This window comes from Neobacillus sp. DZ-9, from assembly GCF_059587065.1.
In genome coordinates this window covers 315,737-336,031 of the sequence record NZ_JCAIOL010000002.1, presented here as the reverse complement: position 1 = coordinate 336,031, position 20,295 = coordinate 315,737, and the positions used below count along the sequence as shown (strand labels likewise).

General features: G+C 38.1%; 18 protein-coding genes. 6 read left to right on the top strand and 12 right to left on the bottom strand.

The features are described from left to right. Positions 1-75: 75 nt before the first annotated feature. The 4 genes from ppc to AC59HZ_RS06150 all read right to left on the bottom strand — a co-directional run bounded on the left by ppc (position 76) and on the right by AC59HZ_RS06150 (position 5,947). Positions 76-2,838, bottom strand: a complete 2,763-nt coding sequence (gene ppc / locus AC59HZ_RS06165) for a phosphoenolpyruvate carboxylase (protein WP_496544978.1) — start codon at positions 2,836-2,838, stop codon at positions 76-78. Between the two features lie 173 nt (positions 2,839-3,011). Further along, complete coding sequence (locus tag AC59HZ_RS06160) at positions 3,012-4,115, bottom strand: cadherin-like beta sandwich domain-containing protein (protein ID WP_496544977.1); 1,104 nt, start codon at positions 4,113-4,115, stop codon at positions 3,012-3,014. Between the two features lie 131 nt (positions 4,116-4,246). After that, on the bottom strand, positions 4,247-4,696 hold the full coding sequence (locus tag AC59HZ_RS06155; protein WP_496544976.1) for an SRPBCC family protein: 450 nt from the start codon (positions 4,694-4,696) through the stop codon (positions 4,247-4,249). A gap of 72 nt (positions 4,697-4,768) precedes the next feature. Then, complete coding sequence (locus tag AC59HZ_RS06150; protein ID WP_496544975.1) at positions 4,769-5,947, bottom strand: LL-diaminopimelate aminotransferase; 1,179 nt, start codon at positions 5,945-5,947, stop codon at positions 4,769-4,771. A 199-nt stretch (positions 5,948-6,146) separates the two neighbouring features. Between AC59HZ_RS06150 and AC59HZ_RS06145 the strand changes: the two genes are divergently transcribed. Continuing rightward, positions 6,147-6,791 (top strand): YczE/YyaS/YitT family protein, encoded by a 645-nt coding sequence (locus tag AC59HZ_RS06145; RefSeq protein ID WP_496545350.1) that lies wholly within the window; start codon positions 6,147-6,149, stop codon positions 6,789-6,791. A gap of 239 nt (positions 6,792-7,030) precedes the next feature. Here AC59HZ_RS06145 and AC59HZ_RS06140 read toward each other — a convergent pair whose 3' ends face one another. The 8 genes from AC59HZ_RS06140 to pabB form a co-directional block, all read right to left on the bottom strand. Then, the gene (locus AC59HZ_RS06140; RefSeq protein WP_496544974.1) at positions 7,031-8,503 is read right to left on the bottom strand and encodes a CehA/McbA family metallohydrolase; all 1,473 of its coding nucleotides are present in this window, start codon (positions 8,501-8,503) and stop codon (positions 7,031-7,033) included. A 13-nt stretch (positions 8,504-8,516) separates the two neighbouring features. Continuing rightward, on the bottom strand, positions 8,517-9,815 hold the full coding sequence (locus tag AC59HZ_RS06135; protein ID WP_496544973.1) for an ABC transporter substrate-binding protein: 1,299 nt from the start codon (positions 9,813-9,815) through the stop codon (positions 8,517-8,519). A gap of 14 nt (positions 9,816-9,829) precedes the next feature. Beyond that, positions 9,830-10,660 carry a carbohydrate ABC transporter permease gene (locus tag AC59HZ_RS06130; protein ID WP_496544972.1) on the bottom strand — a complete coding sequence of 277 codons (831 nt, stop codon included), beginning with the start codon at positions 10,658-10,660 and terminating at the stop codon, positions 9,830-9,832. A gap of 18 nt (positions 10,661-10,678) precedes the next feature. After that, a complete protein-coding gene (locus AC59HZ_RS06125; protein WP_496545349.1) occupies positions 10,679-11,524 on the bottom strand; it encodes a carbohydrate ABC transporter permease in 846 nt (281 codons plus the stop codon). Positions 11,525-11,806: 282 nt separating this feature from the next. Beyond that, positions 11,807-12,577 (bottom strand): nucleotidyltransferase domain-containing protein, encoded by a 771-nt coding sequence (locus tag AC59HZ_RS06120; protein ID WP_496544971.1) that lies wholly within the window; start codon positions 12,575-12,577, stop codon positions 11,807-11,809. 1 nt (position 12,578) lies between these two features. Beyond that, complete coding sequence (gene pabC / locus AC59HZ_RS06115; RefSeq protein ID WP_496544970.1) at positions 12,579-13,445, bottom strand: aminodeoxychorismate lyase; 867 nt, start codon at positions 13,443-13,445, stop codon at positions 12,579-12,581. Between the two features lies 1 nt (position 13,446). After that, positions 13,447-14,034: an aminodeoxychorismate/anthranilate synthase component II gene (gene pabA / locus AC59HZ_RS06110; RefSeq protein WP_496544969.1), complete on the bottom strand. Its 588-nt coding sequence runs from the start codon at positions 14,032-14,034 to the stop codon at positions 13,447-13,449. A 6-nt stretch (positions 14,035-14,040) separates the two neighbouring features. Continuing rightward, positions 14,041-15,432 (bottom strand): aminodeoxychorismate synthase, component I, encoded by a 1,392-nt coding sequence (gene pabB, locus AC59HZ_RS06105; RefSeq protein WP_496544968.1) that lies wholly within the window; start codon positions 15,430-15,432, stop codon positions 14,041-14,043. 200 nt (positions 15,433-15,632) lie between these two features. Between pabB and AC59HZ_RS06100 the strand changes: the two genes are divergently transcribed. From AC59HZ_RS06100 to AC59HZ_RS06080, 5 genes are all read left to right on the top strand, one after another. Beyond that, the gene (locus tag AC59HZ_RS06100) at positions 15,633-16,337 is read left to right on the top strand and encodes a response regulator transcription factor (protein ID WP_496544967.1); all 705 of its coding nucleotides are present in this window, start codon (positions 15,633-15,635) and stop codon (positions 16,335-16,337) included. Beyond that, the gene (locus tag AC59HZ_RS06095) at positions 16,334-17,692 is read left to right on the top strand and encodes a sensor histidine kinase (protein WP_496544966.1); all 1,359 of its coding nucleotides are present in this window, start codon (positions 16,334-16,336) and stop codon (positions 17,690-17,692) included. Before AC59HZ_RS06100 ends, AC59HZ_RS06095 begins: the two co-directional genes overlap by 4 nt. 119 nt (positions 17,693-17,811) lie before the next feature. Then, entirely contained in the window at positions 17,812-18,561 is a 750-nt protein-coding gene (locus AC59HZ_RS06090; protein ID WP_496544965.1) for a PepSY domain-containing protein, read from the top strand. 120 nt (positions 18,562-18,681) lie between these two features. Next, entirely contained in the window at positions 18,682-19,194 is a 513-nt protein-coding gene (locus AC59HZ_RS06085) for a hypothetical protein (protein ID WP_496544964.1), read from the top strand. Positions 19,195-19,345: 151 nt separating this feature from the next. After that, positions 19,346-20,230 carry a selenium metabolism-associated LysR family transcriptional regulator gene (locus AC59HZ_RS06080; RefSeq protein WP_496544963.1) on the top strand — a complete coding sequence of 295 codons (885 nt, stop codon included), beginning with the start codon at positions 19,346-19,348 and terminating at the stop codon, positions 20,228-20,230. The last annotated feature ends 65 nt before the right edge of the window (positions 20,231-20,295 follow it).

The window sequence follows — 20,295 nt, the reverse complement described above, 5'->3', positions numbered from 1 at the left end:
ACAATCATCAGCGAAAGATAAGTCTATAAAATAAAAAAACACAAACCCATGAAAATGAGTTTGTGTTTTACTTTATCAACCAGTATTACGCAATCCAGCAGATATTCCACTTATGGTAAGTAATACTTCAGTTAAAAGTTCATCATTCGGCTCTTCCTGTTTACGTAATTCCTTGATTAACTCCACCTGTAAAAAATTCAATGGATCGACATATGGGTTTCTTCTAAAAACTGAATCCTTAATGTTTGGTGTGTGATCCAGCAATTCTTTATCGCCCGTAATTTTCAATAAAATTTCTTTAGTTTTTACATATTCTTCTAATATATTAGTGAAAATCCTATCAGCAACCTCTTTATCTTCAACAAGTGTTAAATACTCCTTGGCTGTCGTTATATCTGCTTTCATTAATGCCATTTGCAGATTATCCACGGTAGATTGAAAGAATGGCCATTTTAAATACATTTGCTTTAGAAGCTGCATATTTTGCTCACTTCTTGAAGCAAAGCTTTCTAAACCTGTTCCTGCAGCATACCATGCTGGCAGGAGCTGGCGGCTTTGTGTCCAGGCAAAAACCCATGGTATAGCCCGCAAATCTTCAAATCGTCCGCGATTTTTTCGACTCATTGGCCTCGAGCCAATATTCAAATCACCCAGCTCTCTTAATGGAGTAGCTTCGTTAAAGTAAGTCAGGAAGTCAGGGTCGCCAAAAACGAGTGATTGGTATTTGCCCAAAGCAGAGCTTGAAATTTCTTCTATTGCTTCTTCCCATATTAGTTCCCTAAGTTGCCCTTGTTCTGCTTCATTCGAAACGTGTGTTGCTGCCTGCAGTAAAGTTGAGGTTGCCTGCTCTAGACTGCGGTAAGCGATATCCTCAAGTAAATAACGGGCAGATAACACTTCTCCTTGCTCCGTAATTTTAACCCCATCACCAATGGTTTCAGCTGGCTGCGATAAAATACTTTTATTTAAAGGACCGCCCCCACGGCCTAAAGACCCGCCTCGACCATGGAAAAATTTAAGACCAATTTGATACCTTTTTGCCATTTCATGAATTTCGATTTGCGCTTTATATAGCTTCCAATTCGCGGTTAAGGTACCACCATCTTTGCTGCCATCTGAGTAGCCCAGCATAATTTCCTGCTGATTCCCTAGGATTTGCAAATGATTACGGTAAACAGTCATTTCAAAGAGTGTCTCCATTATCTTAGGTCCGGAGGTTAAATCATCAATGGTTTCTAAAAGTGGAGCAACATTTAAATGACTTTCCAACGTCCCATCCGAATGAAGCCTATAGATGCCTGCTTCTTTTGCCAATACTAGAACCTCTAACAAATCGCTAGGTGATTTTGTCATACTGACCAGGTAGACAGAAATAGCCCGTTTACCGAATTCTTCATGTGCATTCTTAATCATTTGGAATACTTTAATAATTTCTTGCGTTTCATTAGAATAATCCTCATTTAATAAAAGCAGTGGGCGCGGGTCGCTTAGAATACTTTGAAGAATTTTCAACTTTTCTTCTTCTGCAAGTTCAGCGTAATTTTCACTGATCCGGACCTTTTTCAAAATTTCTGAAATCGCTGCTTCATGCTCACCACTGTGATTTCGGATATCAAGTGTTGCTAAATGGAATCCAAACAACTGGACTTGACGAATCAGTTTCTGAATTGTTTTTAATTCATGGGCAGCTGGATGATGTTGATTTAGACTATTTTGAATCAAGTATAGATCCTTTAATAATTCATCAGCAGTTTTATAGCCGATAACTGATTTACCAACTTGCTTTACCCGTTCAATAATGATTGCAAAAGCACGACGATATACTTCCGTTTTTACTGGCCATTTTTTATCATCGGTTAAATAATAGTCCTCTTTTTCCTCGAGATAATTTAGGAGTTCGCTGCTTACCTCAACCCTTGTAGTAGAATGGCTATATCGTTTCATTAAATCCACTAAAACAGCTTTATATTTTTTTAGAACAAGCCTTCTTTGCCTTAGTAATGTTTCCCATGTTATATCATGAGTTACATTTGGATTGCCATCACGGTCGCCGCCAATCCATGAACCGAAGCGAAGGAAATTTGGAACCTGCCAGTCGGTTTGTGGAAAATTTGTTTCCAAGCTTGCTTCCAATTCACGATGAATTTCAGGGAGCACATCAAAAAGGGTTTGGTCAAAATAATACAAACCATTTCGCACTTCATCCATAACCGTTGGTTTATAATAACGTAATTCATCTGTCTGCCAAAGAATAGTCACTTCATTAAATAAACTCTCCTCGAGCTTATTTTTTTCTTTTTTTGTTAGCAAAGGATGGTCAAGATTTTTTAATATATCGGCGATTCTTTGTTGAATCTCAAGAATCGACCTCTTTGTTGCCTCTGTCGGATGGGCAGTGATAACAAGTTCTAGGGACAATGTATCTAAAACATTTTGAATGGTCTCTTCTTCAATATGCTTTTCTTTAAGTGTTAAAATTGCACTTTCAATTGAATCAGGTTGGACACTATTATTGTCTTGAAGTTGGTATTGTCTTCTTCTCCGGATTCGGTGATTCTGTTCAGCCGCATTGATTAAATGGAAATACATTGAAAATGCACGGATGATTTGTTTCCGCATTGGAGTGCTGAGAGAAGCTATTTCTAGTTTTAAGGCCGCATATTCTTCTTGGCTATAATCCGTACGAAGATTTTTGCACATCAGCCGTATTTTTTCAACTTTGTCAAATAACTCGGTTCCGCCATGGTTAATAAGAATTTCACCTAGTATTTTCCCTAATAATTTAACATCGCGACGTAATGGAAGACTGCTGTCATTTAGTTTCAATTCGGTTGCCATACCTTTTCACCTTCCCTTTCTGTGATTCGGTAAAATTTTTTATTTATTAATATAACATAACTTTAGTAGGATTGTTAAAAAAATGTTTTCTTTTTTTTCAAAAAATAGAGAAAAAATTTTTAATATAAAAAAAAACCTGTAAATATACAGGTTTTTTTGGTATTCTTATAAGATTATTTTTCTTTATCAAATACAAGAACATATGTTTTCCGATCGTCATCGTCATAGTTTACCACCACTGAAATAATTGTTTGATTATCATTCTCGAGCTGGATTGTTTTGTTTGTACCACCCTCAATCTTAATGGAAGAACTACTGTAAGCAGCTGTTGAGCTAATCGTTATTGTTTTTACATCACTTGCAACCGCAATATGGTAGGTAAATTCATCGGAAGAGAAAGCACTGTCCCAAGTACCTGTTGAAACAGATAAGGCTGACAACTTGGCCTTTGTTGTTTTTTGAACGGATCCTGAACCGCTGCTAACTTGTTGCAAGGAAGGTTGAAAAGAACTGTTTCGGTTATTTTGTGCTGAAGCGTTCATTTGTGAAGTGTTCATTTGTGAAGTGTTCATTTGTGAATTCGCCGCTTGGGCCTTCGTTACATGTATCGTATAGGTTCTTTGCTCCCTGTTTTCCGCAGTTACAACAATGGGAATATCCGTCTTCCCAACAGGAAGTTCTATTTTAATCCCCGTTTCATTCATTGCAGCTCCATTCACGCTAATGACAGATGTACTTTCGATCTCAGAAGCCGTGACAGTAATCGCTGAAACAGCGTTTGTTACATCGATGTCATAATCGGTTATCATGGAGGAAAAAGCTGGTGACAATTTTCCTGTTGATAGTTTAATATCTTTCAGTAGATTATTATTATTTTGTTCTCTTGTGACCGTTAGCGTATAGGTTTTCGTTGTGTGGACTCCATCATTAACCGTAATTGTGAAGGTATTTTCACCCGTTTGAAGCGTAAAAGGGGCTTCATTTCCATCTGCAAGTGATTTGCCATTGATGGATATGGCTGAGGCTGGATCATCACTTTCGGCATGAAGTGTAATCGTTTTAATATCATTTGAAACAGTAGCAGTATATTCAAAGATTTCTGCAGAAAAATCTTTGTCCAGGGGTATCCCTTTAATCTCTAACTTGGAAAGTGAATTTGCTTCGACTTGTGCAATACTTTCTGCAGAAGCGGTTGGTACATACGAAACCGTCCCCAAACTAACCAATGAGACCACCAGCATGGCGTGAATACCTTTTTTTTGTATCATTTTAAGCATTGTTAATCCTCCTATCTGCTTTCCTATTGGAAATGGAATTTGGACTAACTGTAACACTTGATGCTTAAGTTTATCTTAATTTTTTTTAAAAAAATGCCGCAAACTGTTTAAGCCAGTTTGCGGCATTTCGGTTATCTCTGTTTGAATTCCTCTAATTTTGAAGAAATGGCTGCAGCTGCCTCTTCATCTGAAATTTGGATTGCTTTTTTAAAAAGGGAATTTGCTAGTGAACCCATAGGACCAGTGGCATTTATGTCAAGAAAGCCTGTGATGCGAGTCTTATGCTTATTTAATGCATTTACTTCAAAATACCCTTCTCCAATGCACTTTTCGTTCTTACGCCTCAATTCAAAGCTTACTTTTTTTGGTTCATTCCACTCTTTTATATCAATTAACAGCGTAACCTTTTTTTTCACTATAACGAGGTCGCTCTTAAACTCCCAGCTGATAAGTCGCTCATTGATATTTTCATGCAAGATATAACCAGGTACAAGTGGGGCCCAATTATTCGCATCTCTTATGAAATCCCAGATGACTTCGATGGGGATATCTAGTTCTAAATGTTGGAGTTCGCTTGGCATTTGTATCCCTCTTTCGTTTTCAAAGTAAAAGACCTTCAAGTGGTTGAAGGTCTTTTTTTTAATATATATGTTTTATTTTACTGAGTATGTCAAAAGAAACTGGGTGATTCTTTCAGCCGCTTCATATAGCCGGTCATGCGGCTGAACCATGGCAATTCTGACATATCCTTCCCCTTGTGTTCCAAAGGCATCACCAGGAATGACCGCCACACCTGCTTGGTCAATCAATTCAAAAGCAAATTCCCTTGACTTCCATCCTGCTGGTATTTTTGCCCACACAAACATCGTTGCTGGGGGCTTCGCCACCTGCCAGCCGCTTTTTTCAAGCCCCTCTACCAGAGCATCACGACGGATTTCATACTGTCTTGCTTGATCTTTAAGAAATGAAAAATCAGAAGTTAAGGCCTTGACCGCAGCTTTTTGAATCGGATAAAAAATCCCATAATCGATATGTGATTTAAAAGAAGCCAAAATATTAATTACTTGTTTATTTCCAACCACATAACCAATTCGACAGCCAGCCATGTTAAAGGTTTTAGATAGTGAGTTAAATTCAATACCGACCTCTTTTGCCCCTGGTACAGTCATGAAACTAATTTGTGGGTTTTCATCAAAAATCAATTCTGAGTATGCAAAGTCATGTACAATTAAGATATTATGAAGCTTTGCAAAGCGAACTATCTCCTCAAAGAAGCTTTTATCAGCAAGAGCAGTTACCGGATTCCCGGGATAACTAATAATCATCATTTTTGTTTTCTTCAATACGTCTAAAGGAATATCTTCAAGTTTGGGTAAAAAGCGATTCTCAGCCAATAATGGCATGGGATAAATAACCCCTCCAGCGATGTTGACACTTGCTTCATAGATTGGATAGCCGGGGTCTGGTACCAGTACGTAATCACCAGGGTTTATGATTGCTGAGGCTAAATGGGCCAGCCCATCCTGGGACCCCATTAATTGCAGGACTTCACTGGCAGCATCAAGGTGAACTGAATAGCGCTCTTTGTAAAAATAAGTGACTGCTTCGTGAAATTCTGGAATTCCCTTTAAAGTATATCCATAGGTTTTCGGGTCTTTGGTGAATTCAACCAGCGTTTCCATAACAAACTCTGGCGGTGCAAAATCTGGACTGCCAACACTTAAATCAATGACATCCTTCCCATTCTTAATCGCTTCCTGTTTTCGTTCCGCAATTTCTTGAAAAATACTTGATGACATTTTTTGAAGCTTTTCCGATGCAACAAAATTCATGGCACATTCCCCACAATCATTTTCTATTTGAATATTTCGTAGAATAATAATTTTATTTATTTTAACATATTTCAGATTATAGCAATCTAATATTCTGTAATTCACCCACAAATTAACCATTGATAATTATTGGCTCATATTTTAAGATATTAGGATAGCTTTGAATATTCGGAAAAGTCACCGAGATCATTGGGGGTTGCTGGAGTTGAAATTCTTTCAATATGTTTTATTTTTCCTAGGATTAATTTTTTTTGGCTTAGGAAATGCAATAGCCGTAAAAGTAAAATATGTGGGACTGCACCCATGGGAAGTACTTAATGTAGCACTTTATCAGCATTTTGGATTAACGATTGGCACTTGGGGAGTAATCTGCGGACTCTTTCTGATCATCATTTCTTTCTTTGCTGATCGAAGATATATTAGTATAGGGACAATCTTAAATGCCTTATGCATTGGTCCAATCATGGACTTTTTCCTCTGGCTGGATATACTGCCAAAAGCAACCAATACTTGGGTTGATTATTTCATCCTTTTATCCGGAGTTGTCATTACCGGAATTGGCGGCGGAATGTATGTAGCGGCTGGGATTGGTGCCGGCCCGCGGGACGGCTTCATGCTCTCCATTTCTGATAAAACAAAGTTGTCGGTTAGTCAAGCACGAATCATCGTTGAAAGCCTTGTTTTAGTTATCGGATTCCTTTTAGGAGGACCGGTATTTATTGCTACTTTTATTTATACCTTTATCCAAAGTCCTGTTTTTCAACGTTCCTTAAAAATTTTTAAAGGATTAGTTGAATCCATCAAAAAAAAGAGAAATTCCACTCAAAAAGGGATTGCCATATAACACAAACCCAATTCAAGCCCTCACCATTACGAGTGAGGGCTTTTGGTTATATAGGTCTGTTGATTTGCGCTCCAGGACCTCCCCGCGGAAAGCGAGTGCCCGGAGCGGAGATCAACAGGCCCGTTAGCAGAGACAATCAATTCATAAAATTTAGATTCAGTCAAAATAAAAATTGCCGAGAAAAATACCCTTTCTCGACAATTAAAGATGATGCCATTGGCAATCTTCTGTTTTGTTCACTATAAGTTTGCAGCTTTTAATAAGTCTCCCCATGTTATAAGAGATTGTTTTTTTTCTCCTGAATAAATAGGATTGATGAAACTTATGAGTTCCCCGTCTTGTGTACGAATTTCAAATCTAATCCATGAAACCTCTTCTTTATTTAAAGTAAACTGTTTTTGAATAATTTTACCTTCATGAATCCGTTCCTTGGCAAGTAAAATACCGTCTTTTATCCACCAAAGGCACCCATTAGCAGGAATTTTCACAAACATTACTTCGTACCAAATATGGATTTCATCCTTCCAATCAAAACACATGGACAAATCGCTTCCAGGGAGATAGGATTCTCCATCCACGATTATATTTGTCAAATATTCAGGTCCGCGTGAAACGTAGGCTCTTCCTTTTTTAACTCCATCCAATAAAGTACTGGCTGAAAGACCTTGGCAAAAGACATACGTTGCTGGATCGCCTATCACGGAGGGGAGGCCCCCTTCTTCATAGGATTCAGTTGGGAGCAAATGAGAATCTGAGCCGCCAATCCCATAAATACGATAGCCGTCATTCCAAAGGGTGTTCCATAAGTGGAGGGCCTCTTCGGTTGCCACTGGATTATCTTTATAGGTAGGGTCATTCCAAATTTCCACAGCATCTATGTTTGCAAGTAGGGTTTTCCGATATTGCCATTCCCATGGCTTCAGCATCGGATGATTGATGCTGACAATGGCGCCGGAAGCTTTTACCTCCCGAATAATCCGGTTCATCCCTTCCTCCGATTCCATCCCGCCATCATGGCCATTTGGGCGCCAATCAACCCACTTGGTAAGCCCTAGAGCATTAAAATGCCCTTTAGAAGAGGTGATTTCTACTCCAGGCAAAACCATGATTGAATCATCAGTCCACTTTGTTGGAATGATATTATGGTCAGTTGCCGCAAAAAAGTCGAGCTCCATAATTTTAGCCTGGTTCATGCCGCTCTCCGGAGTCATCTTCCCATCGGATTCGGTTGTATGGGTATGAAAATCACCTTTATACCACCGTGCTGCACTATTATAGATACTCTCGTTACAATATTGGTTGAGCTCAAATCCGTCTTTTATTCCGCGAGTCGCCCAGTTAACCCCAGCAATCTCTTTTTGATTGCTCTTGCCAAAACCACCGACATATTGAATGGAATAATGATGTTCTTCTGAAAAACCAGAACTTAGAATTTCGATTGTCCAGCATCCAGTCTCGATTTCCCCTGCAACGGCTCCAAAGCTTGTTACGTTTGGATCTAATGATATCATTATTTTTTTCGGTTCTTTAATAAGTAGAGATTGGGCGCTAAGGCATCGTGTTGGGTCCCAAATTAATATGGAATACCAGCCTTTTTTAGAAAGAGATACATTTAGCTCAATCCAATCATATTTTTGTTCCACATCAAACGTTATTGCAATAGCCGGTGAATGGACGACACCGTTTATCGTCGTTGTATATGAAGCTTTCAAGACTGGTTCCCCCTTATTTTAGTACTTTATCAAGGGCACGCTGTGCTTCTTTTTGTGCTTCATTTAATGCCTTCTCAGCAGAAATCCCTTCAATTTCAACTTTATCTGCTGCCTTAACTAGAGCATCATAGATTTTTCCGCCGGTTGGGTCAACAAAAGGCGGTGTTGCGATTTGTGCCTGCTGAAGCGGAATATTAATTTGTGGATTCTTTGCCGCAAACTCTTTGTAAGCAGGAACATCCTGAGCCGATTTTCTAACTGGAATATAACCTGAATTAATCGACCAATCGGCTGTGTTTTCAGCATTAGTAAAAAACTTCAGCCATTTAAAGGCTGCTTCTTTTTGCTCTTTAGAAGCGAGTGTCGGAATCGCTCCCATTTGTGCTCCAGCATGAGGAGCAGCTTGTTTTCCTTCCCAGCCTGGCTGCGGATAAGCCGCTAAAATGGAAAAGTCTAAATCTCCTTGATCACCGCTTGAACCAGTATAGCCTGCAGCACGTCCCTGCATGACATCATCAATGGTTTTATACCAATATTCCCAGCCCTGGCCATCATGATGGATCGCCATCGTTTGGTCTTCATGAATTCCTTTTTTGAAAAATTCCCATGCCTGGGTCCATTCAGGGGAATCGATTAACACTTTTTTACCATCCTCACTTAAATATTTCGCTCCATTACTTAATGCTGCATCAATCATATTATCTGGTCCCCACATTGGCTCCCATCCATAAACGTCAGTGCTGCTGTCATTTTTCTTCGTCAATTGTTTAGCTGCAGCTGACAGCGATTCCCATGTTTTCAACTGTTCCGGAGCAATTCCTGCTTTTTCAAACATATCTTTTCGGTAATATAGGACTTGTGTTGTTCCATAGAGCGGCAGTGCATATTGTTCACCGTTAATCGTTCCCTGTTGATAAAAGGCTTCTATGAAATCCTCTGGCTTGAATTCTGCATCCTCTTTTATGTATTTAGTCAATGGTGCAAGGGCTCCCTTTTTAGCAAAAGCATTCATTGGGTCATTTTTAAGCAGGACTGCTGCTGGCACTTTTTTCGCTGCGATAGCCGCTTGCAGCTTTTGAAGGGTTTCATCATATGAGCCTTGTGCAACACCTATGACCTTTACTTCATTTTGACTTTCGTTAAATTCTTTGATTCTTTTTTCAACACCTTCTCCAAGCTTGCCGCCGAGTCCATACCAAAATTCAATTTCAACCTTCCCGTCCGATGATGACTTTGTGGATGAACAGCCTGTAATCAATGAAACTAGTAAAATAAGAATTGCACTAAATGAAAGTATCTTTTTAGTAAACATTATTTCATCTCCTTTTAACCTTTTAGTCCCTGGTCACTAATGCCAGAGATAATCCATTTTTGAATAAATACAAACAATAATAGCAGCGGCAGTACGGCGAAGGTACTTGCAGCCATGATTAGCGGCCACTGAATACCATAGGCTCCCTCTTGAATAAAGAATTGTCTCAGCCCTGTGGTAATCAAATATTTAGTTTCACTTGTCGTGATAAGTGTAGGCCATAAGTAGTTATTATAGTTTTGCACGAAACTTATTAATGCAAATGTAAGAAACGTAGCTTTCGTTGTTGGAAAGATAATTCTCCATATGATTGTCCAGTGTCTTGCACCGTCTACCCTTGCCGCTTCGATTAATTCTTTAGGAACCTGGAGAAAAGCCTGCCTAAACAGAAAGATCCCAAATACACTTACTGCATTCGATAATATCAATCCTTTATAGGTATCGAGTAAATGAAAATCTGCTAAAATGACATAGCTTGGTACATATGTCGCTGCAACAGGGAGCATGTATGTCATTAATATGATTGAAAACAGAAGATTTCTTCCTGTAAATTTCATTTGCGTAAAGGCGTAAGCGATTAAGGCCGAATTTATCACCTGAATTAAAACAATTGTGACTGCTGTAAATACGCTATTGAAAATATAATGGTCAAATGGCGCCATCGACCAAGCTTCGCTAAATTGATTCCACATCGGTTTTTCCGGCCAAAGGGTTGGCGGGAATTGAAATATTTCCTCCTTCGTTTTAAGGGCACTTACCACCATCCAAAAGAAAGGAAAAATCATCATGATACTTATAAAGATCAAAATTAAATGCTTTACGACTAAAATAGGTGTTTTGATCAAATACTTGATGCCCCCTCTTTATTGATAATGAACCCAGCGTTTTGCTAAACCAAACTGAATAAAAGATAATATTGCTGTAATTATTACGAGCAAAATGGCAAGTGCCGTTGCTTTGCCCATATTAAACTCTTCAAATGCCGTCTGGTAATAGAAATAGAGAATTGTTCGCGTACTTCCAGCTGGCCCTCCCTGGGTTAGGACCTGAATCTGATCATAGGCCTGCAAAGTATCAATAGATGTAATCACTATTAGAAATAAAGTGGTTGGTGAGATCAATGGAACTGTTATATGTACTAATCTGCGCCATTTACTTGCACCATCCAGTTCGGCTGCTTCATAAAGACTGATGGGTACCTTTTTCAATGCATTTAAATAAAAAATCATCGACCACCCAACACCTTTCCAGATGCTTACAATAATTACCGCTGGCATGGCCCATGTCGAACTGGAGGTCCAATCAAGAGAAGGTAGGTGGAACCAGTTTAAGACCCAGTTCGCAACGCCGACCTTTGGCTCATATATCCATGACCAAACGATAGAAACCGCAACAGTGGGTGTAACCCATGGAGAAAAAATCAATGTCCGATAAATTCCCATCCCCTTTCCTTTTCCACCTACCATAAGTGCTAGTATTAATCCTAAGGCAACACTTGGAATGACTACCCCCATCGAAAACAAAATTGTTTTCAGCAAAACCGCATAAAAATTGGAATCCGTTAATAGTTCACTATAATTACTGAAACCAACATATTCATAATCAGGGCTGACATAATCCCAATCTGTAAAACTAATGAGCAGTGATTTTACCATCGGATAAAGCCAAAAGATTGCCAGAGGTATGATTGCAGGCAATAGAAAGAGGATTGGAGTAAAAGATAGTTTTCTTTTTCTATTTCTTAAATCTACTAGACCTTTAATCGACTTTAGTTTTGCTTCAGGTACACTCAAATACCTCACCTCCCTATTTCAATTTATGAATCAATTAAATAAATATTCATTCAAAAATTGAACATATTTTTCATCTTACCAGTCATTTCCTATTAAGTAAATATAAAAGTTAAAAAAATTGTCATATTTTCTGAATAACTAATACGCAAAAAGCCGCTAGGTGGACTATGGACCACCTAGCGGCTTTAAATAACAGTATTATGACCACGCTTCTTCTAGTATTTCTCTGAATATTTCATCGAGCATAGGTGTGAGGTCTTCTTTCGATACAGATAAAGTTTTCGTATATGCCTCTATGCGTATGATTTCTTTTTCGATAAATTCATTTATAGCAGTAACTCTTGGTTTAAGATTTAGCTCGTCACCTCTTATTTTCCGAAATAATAATGTATTGATTTCGTCTTTCAACTGTCCTTCTTCAAGAAGGTCTTTAACCAATTCCTGAAATTCATTTGGAGGCACTGTATTATGCTTTTCAATCCATTTACATGCTAAAATCGGCCTTAATACATAAAAGTATTTCTTGATCTTTACGTGTTCACCTTGAAGATAATCTCGATAATTTCCCTTTGCCATATTTAAATAATGATAAAGAGCCGATTGCGGTAAAAATACTTTGTTTTGAAGATCCCTCATTTTTTTCACTAATGAAAAAGCTTGATAATAAACAATTCCAGAATGTAACCATTCCATAAGCGGCGGGTTGGACTTTTTAAATAGTCTTAAAGCCTTTCGAATCTCCCATCCATTAATATCAAGAAGTTCATTGATTGGAAGCTCAATCACATCTCGTTTTTGGTCAATTGACAAATACCATTCTTTTTTTTGGACATATATAAACCTGACATCGTAATCACTGTCCTTGGAAGGAAACCCCCATGACCGACTCCCTGATTCAACCGCATAACAAATTTTCACATCATACTGATTTTCGATTCTATTAATTTCTTCAAGAATCTTCTCTCTCAACTTAATCTCTCCTTAAACCATTCCTTGTCCAAAGACGTTGACAAGAATTGCGATATTCCTGATGAAATCGTTGAACCCAATGTCCCATCATCCCAGGCAATTTGTGGCCTTCAAGAGAGGAAATAGGGACTATTTCTTGAATGGAATTGGTTACAAACATCTCGTCGGCATCCAGTGCTTGTTCTAGAGTATAAAGGCCCTCTTTTACACTTAGGCCCATCTTCGCTGCTAGCTCCATTACAAATTGACGTGTTATGCCATTTAAAATACCAGTGCACAAGGCTGGGGTATAGAGTTCCTTGTCTTTAATCCAAAAAATATTGGAGACAATTCCTTCAGCTAAATAACCATCCGATGTTAAAAAGATTCCTTCTTGCTCAGGAGAAGGCCCAATCTCTCTTTTTGCCAGTAAATTATTCATAAAATGATGAGATTTAAGACGCTCTTCCCCCTCGGGGGTGTTACGTTTCAGCCTTAGTAGGCTGGCTCTTTTTTCGAATAATTCACCTGCGGGTGGCAGCTCTTTTGCAAAAATAATAAGGTTTGGCTCCATGAATGGTTCAGTCTGCAGCCCAATATCCCCGGAACCTGCTGAAACATTTAAGCGGATATAAGCATTTGTAAAATTATTTTTTTCTAGTAACGCCTGCAGAATATTATTTGTTTCCTCTCGATAAAAGCGATAATTAATGTTAAGAACACTTAATCCATCATTAAGCCGCTCTATATGATCGTCTAAGAGAAATGGATGCCCATCATAGACACGAAACGTTTCAAAGAGGCCCAGCCCATATAAGAAACCATGATCGAAGGGTGATATCAATGCAGCTTCTTTTTCCACCATTTGACCGTTTAAATAAATAAACATATTAATTTACCAATTGAACATTTCGATAATGTTGGACGAAATTGCGCAATAACTCTTTACCGCATGTTGTCATGATTGATTCTGGGTGGAACTGTACCCCTTCTATCGGAAGCTCTTTATGTCGAATCGCCATAATTTCCCCTTCCTTTGTCCATGCTGAAATCTCAAAGCACTCAGGCAATGTTTCTCTTTTGACGATTAAGGAGTGATATCTGGTAGCCTGGAACGGATTGGGCAGCCCTTGAAAAATGGTTTTCCCGTCATGATACATTTCGGATGTTTTACCATGCATGAGCCGTTCTGCTTGAACAACTTCCCCGTTAAAGGCCTGAGCAATGGCTTGATGCCCAAGACAAACACCGAAAATAGGTGTACGTCCTGCAAAAGCGTGAATTGCCTCCAAACTAATCCCTGCTTCATTAGGACTGCACGGCCCAGGTGAAACCATTAAAAATCCTGGCTTTAATGCATCTATTTCTTTAATCGTGGTTTGATCGTTTCGTTTCACGACTAATTCTTCTCCAAGCTCTCCTAGGTATTGAACTAAATTAAAGGTAAAAGAATCATAATTATCAATCATAAAAATCATTGCTGCTCACCCTTCTGCCATTTCTTTTGCTTTCCATAACGCTGCTGCCTTCTTCAGTGATTCTTTATATTCATGTTTAGGATTGGAATCAATCACTATTCCTGCACCAGCTTGAACATGTGCCATACCATCCTTTACAAGCATCGTTCGAATTATAATGTTTAATTCTAAATCCCCGCTAAAATCTATCCAGCCAAGAGAGCCCGTATAAATTCCCCTTCGAACAGGCTCAAGCTCTTCAATTATCTCCATGGTCCTTACTTTGGGTGCACCCGTTATCGTTCCTCCGGGGAATACCGCGTCAATGATATCAAAGCTTGTTTTATCATCCGCTAATTCTCCCCTTACATTTGACACAATGTGCATCACATGAGAGTATTTTTCGATCACCATAAATTCATTTACTTCGACAGTTCCGTATTTGCATACTCTCCCAAGGTCATTCCGCTCAAGGTCGACAAGCATCACATGTTCTGCTCGTTCTTTGTCATTCTCGATTAATTCATTGGCAAGATTGACATCCTCTTCATGGTCCTTCCCTCTAGAACGGGTACCAGCAATCGGCCGTGTGCTAACTTCATCTCCACTCTTTTTCACTAAAAGCTCTGGCGAACCGCTTACGAGCTGAAAGTCTGGCGTATGAAAATACCCCATATATGGAGATGGGTTTAAAGACCTTAATTGTTGGTAAACATCAATCGCTTCTACTTGCAGCGGTTTGGATTGGCGCACTGCGAGATTGACTTGGAACACATCCCCTTGTGCAATATATTGCTGAATCTGTTTGACTGCTTCTTTAAATTCTTTCTCCGTCATTGAAACCTCTAAATGATTGTTGTCAATCTCCCTGTCCCTTGAACGTGAGGGCGCAGAAGTTTCCTGATGCCAGCGGCTTTCCCAAACAGAAAGCTTCTCATCGATATTCCGATCATTCTCAGCTAAAAACATTAACCATAAAGTATCATTTTCGTGATCAAATACAAACCATTCTTTAACGATAAAAAAGAAAATATCAGGTGTATCTAAATCATCCTTCGCTAATTTTGGAAGCTTTTCAATATAACGAGCGTAATCATAGCTTATGTATCCGATTGCTCCGCCTAAAAAACTAGGGAGACCCTCTATTTTATCGACGTGATACTTGTCCATCCATTCCTTTAATAAATAAAGGGGATTTCCTGCAATTGATTCTGTACCGTTTTCATTTATTATTTCCAGCTGATTATTTTTCCCTTTCATAATTGTTTCAGGGTCAAAGGCTGCAATACTATAACGTCCTCCACGTCCGCTTTCTAATAAAACGTGATACTTACTGTTTTGAGCGAGGTTACGAAATTGATGGAAAAACCTTGAATATGAATATGGTATTTTTTTACTATACACATGAAACTGCTGCAAATCATTCACTCCTATCAAATTCTCTTTATTCATCATACTTTAACAAAATATAAACTTAAACATTCACTTAAGAATTATTTATTGAATGTTTTTTTATTGTCCGCAATAAGAAGGATAAACTAGTGCTTCTGTGGAAAAAAAAGTAATAAAATGAATCATTGGAATTATTTGAATTTTGGAACTTAGGGGGGGAGCCTTCGATGAATAAAGAATCAATATTGGTTGTTGAGGATGAAGAAAAGATTGCCAGGCTACTTGAGCTTGAACTTGAGTATGAAGGATATACCGTTACAAAAGTGATGGATGGTTTGGAGGCATTTGATGCATATCGGGCTGGTGAATGGGATTTAGTTTTATTAGATGTCATGCTCCCCGGCTTAAGTGGAATTGAACTGCTCCGCCGGATTCGATTAAATGATAAACAAACTCCTGTTTTATTATTAACAGCAAAAGGGTCTGTAGAAGATAAAGTCTCAGGTCTCGATTACGGTGCCAATGACTATATAACCAAGCCTTTTCAAATTGAGGAAGTTCTTGCACGAATTCGTGCTGCCCTGAGATTCAAAATAGTAAAAGAAGTTGAACAAAATATAGGCGAAACCGATGTCTTAACTTTTGCTGATTTAAAAGTTAATCAAAAAACGCGTGAAATATTACGTGGACAATATTCCATCGATTTAACTCCTAGGGAGTTTGATTTGCTCGTTTATTTATTAATCAATAAACGTCAAGTATTAAACAGGGACCAAATATTAGAGGCTGTATGGGGTTATGACTTTATGGGAGATACAAATGTTGTTGATGTGTATATTCGTTACGTAAGGAAGAAAATAGACCTTCCAAATATGCCAGCCTTAATTCACACTGTCCGCGGGGTCGGTTATGTATTGAAGGAAGCCAAATGAAGCTAAGCAGTAAAATCAATATGTCAACGGCTGTCTTGTTTGCCTTCCTTTTAATTATCATGAATTTTTCAGTGTATATTTCTTTTAGCAAATTACTTCTCGGTAGTGAGATAGAAACTGCTAATAGGGAATTAAAAAAAACTGCAGATGCCATAGGTCAGTCACTCGGCTCCGTTCCCGATTTGGATTTGCTTCGCTCTTATGTTCCTATAGACGGAATGATTCGATTTGTTCCAAAAGATAACCAACAAAGCATTTCAGTGACAAGTTCTACTGAAAATAAACTTAAAGAAAGAAATACGAAATTTTCCGATACTGAAATCAGTCAATTCATTGAATTTCAAAATCAATCCTATATCTTTGAATCAATACCAATCATAATGTCTGACGGTAATGAAGGGAACCTTCAAATCATAAAAAGCATAAAAACAACCACAAATAATTTAAATATTCTTCGCCTTGTTCTCATCTTGGTTACCTTCCTTGCATTGGTTCCAGTGATTGTCTCGAGCAGGATTCTAAGCAAGCTGATTACCATGCCGGTGACCTCGATGATCAAGACGATGACCGAAATTAGGCAGAGCGGCCGCTTTAAACGACTAATAATCGAGGAAAAGTCAAAGGATGAACTTTATCAAATGGGCAAGACCTTTAACCATATGATTGATTTACTTGAAACCAATTATGAAAAACAAAAGATGTTTGTCTCCAATGCTTCGCACGAATTTAAAACCCCTTTAACAATCATTGAGAGCTATTCCAGCCTATTAAAAAGAAGAGGTTTGGCTGACCCAAAAATTTTCAACGAATCAATTGAAGCTATTCATTCAGAAACCATACGTATGAAAGACATGACCGAACAGCTATTATTACTTGCAAAACATCACGAACAATGGAACATTCATAAGATAGAAATTAATCTAAAAAATTTTTTAAAACAAACATTAATTACTTTCCGGAATGCTTATAACATTGACATTCACTATGCCGAGGAAAATGACGGTGATCCTCCACTAATTGTTATTACTGATGAAAAAAAATTAAAGCAGCTATTATATATCTTTCTTGATAATTCACGAAAATATAGTGATGACACGATAAAAGTTGCTACAGGAATTATGAATGGTGAGGCTTATATCAAGATAATGGATCGCGGTATAGGCATGAGCACTGAAGAGCTGACAAAGGTTTTTGATCGCTTTTACCGAGTTGATAAGGCCAGAAATAGAAATAAAGGAGGTTCTGGCCTTGGACTCTCATTAGCAAAGGAAATCGCAGACGCCATTGATGTAAGTCTGCAGCTTGATAGCAAAGAAGGGGTTGGAACCACTGCAACTCTTTTTCTAAAAAGGTAAGAAAATAACCATTTTCTCAGCATTTTCTAATTTTCATATAAGAAAATAAGAGTATGCATATGTGGTGAGGTGGAAAAATGAAGAAAAAAGGATGAAAATGGCTGATTCTTTGTGTTTTTTTGGCAGGTGTTATTTTTATAGGCTGGAATAAGCTTGGACCTTCAAAGGCAAATGCTGAAATTATATCAGAAAAGGAAGCAAAAATACTCGTCGAAAACCGATACCTGGGAACGGTCACACAAATTAAACTGGCAGGCAAACAATATCAGATGAAATTAGAAAAACAAAAACTTCTATATCGAATCAAGATAGATGCCACAAACGGAAAAATAATATCTTTACAGAAGTTAGATAACAAAACCATACTCCCTGATGAACCGCCTTCAACAGTTTTATCGGAAGAAAAAATAAAAGCAATCATCCTAACTGAGGCAAATGGGACAATTGCGTCTTTAGAAAAATTGGAGAGTAATGGAAGTCTTATTTACAATGCTGTTGTCACTACAGAAGGCAAACAGACAACGATTACCGTTGATGCCTTAACAGGCTCAATCCTCTCAACAGAAGCAATCAATATTAATGAACCGCCAAAGAGTTTAACTGAAGCAGAGGCCGGGCAGATTGCCATTACTCAGGTAAAGGGAATTGTGGACCATATTTGGCTTGAAACAAAAGGCAATGTCACCTATTACCTTATTAAAGTAAAATCACCATCCGGCCAGGAGGCTGTTGTCCAAGTACATGCCATAACCGGCAAGGTGCTTTCTGTAACATGGGATGACCGTAAAAAAGAGGATGATGACAATAAGGTCGATAGTAAAGCTGATGATGATCAAAAAAAAGACGATAAGAAACATAATGATAACTGATAACGCCCACGAGAGAAACAATAACTATTCTCATTATTTTCTAATGTTTCTCTTCCCTATCCTCTAATCTTCGCTGGATATTCTATCATTGTAGAAACAAATTTGAAGGAGGAATTTACAATGAAAAATAAGATTATTGTTGGGGCGGTATCTACATTATTAATTCTGGGTGGTGCGGCATTTGCAAGTGCATCAAAAAATGATACTCGAGCCGATGACTCGATTCATCAGGATGACAGTAAGAGTAAAGTCAAAACAAGTGTAAATGGGCAAAAGGTTGAAATCGAAACAGAGCATGGAAAGACATTTATTAAGGTAAAGTCCGATGATAGTAATGGCTCACAGTCTGCTAATAATAGCGTGAATGATGACAATAAAACAATGGATGGAGCACATCAAATCAGACATAGCGGCGATGACGATAATAAAACCGTTGATAGCGTGAATCAAAACAGACACAGCGACGATGATGACCAAAAAGCTGACGATGGGACACACCAAAACAGACATAGCGGCGATGACGACCAAAAAGCTGACGATGGGACACACCAAAACAGACATAGCGGCGATGACGATAACAAAACAGAGGATGGCGCACATCAAAATCGACACAGCGGCGATGATGATAACTAATATCATGAAAAAGGAAAAGAAGTCCCTTCCAAGTGGATGGGGCTTCTTTTTTTGCTTTATGATTTTTAGGTAATGCTATAATAGTATTTATTTAACTTATCTATTAATTCTATAGAACCCAATCGACTTTTTATATAGGTGGCGTATAGGCATGGATTTGCATCAGTTATATGTTTTTACAAAGGTTGTGGAGCATAAAAGCTTCTCAAAAGCAGCTGAGGATATTTTTTTAAGCCAATCAACGGTAAGCTCTCATATTCATTCATTAGAAAAAACGCTGAATGTTAATCTATTTGACCGCGTGGGAAGGGAAATTGTCCTTACTCCTCATGGTGAACGTTTGTACCAGTGGGCACTAAAAATTTTATTCTTAAAGGAGCAAGCCTTGCTGGACTTAAATCAAGGAATGACAGAGTTACGGGGAATGATCCGAATGTCAGCCAGTTCTGTCCCAGGACAATATCTTGTACCAAAGATGGTCAAGCGATTTAGAGAGCAATTTCCTAATGCAACATTTCATATTAATCAATCCTCTTCCAAATTTGTTGCTGAACAGGTGCTTAATGGTTCTGTTGATATTGGGATATTGGGTGAAAAATATGAAAATGATAAGCTCCATTTCATTCCCTTATTAAAAGAAAAATTAGTCCTTGTAACTTCAAATCAGGTGCCGCTGATGGAAAAGATGACCATAAAGACCATCACTAAATATCCCTTTATTATGAGAAATTCTGCTTCAGGGACTAATGCGACGATAGAAAGAGTTCTAAAGAGGAATAAAATTCAAAAAGAAGACATGAATATAATAACTTATACCGACAGTGTCCAGAGTATTATCCAATTTGTGATGCAAGACATTGGGATATCGATTATTTCAGAAGTCGCAGCCAAGGAACATGCAAAGCATAATTCCATTAAAATATATGATCTTGATGATTTCACGGAAGAAAGATACTTCTACCTCGTCTATAATCAAAATAGAACCCTATCAATGATTTCAAAATTATTCATTGATGAAGCAGCGAACTTAATTTAATAATACCTGCAAACAGAATGAAGCCCATATCCACGTAATGGATAGGGCTTCATTTTTTAGTCGTA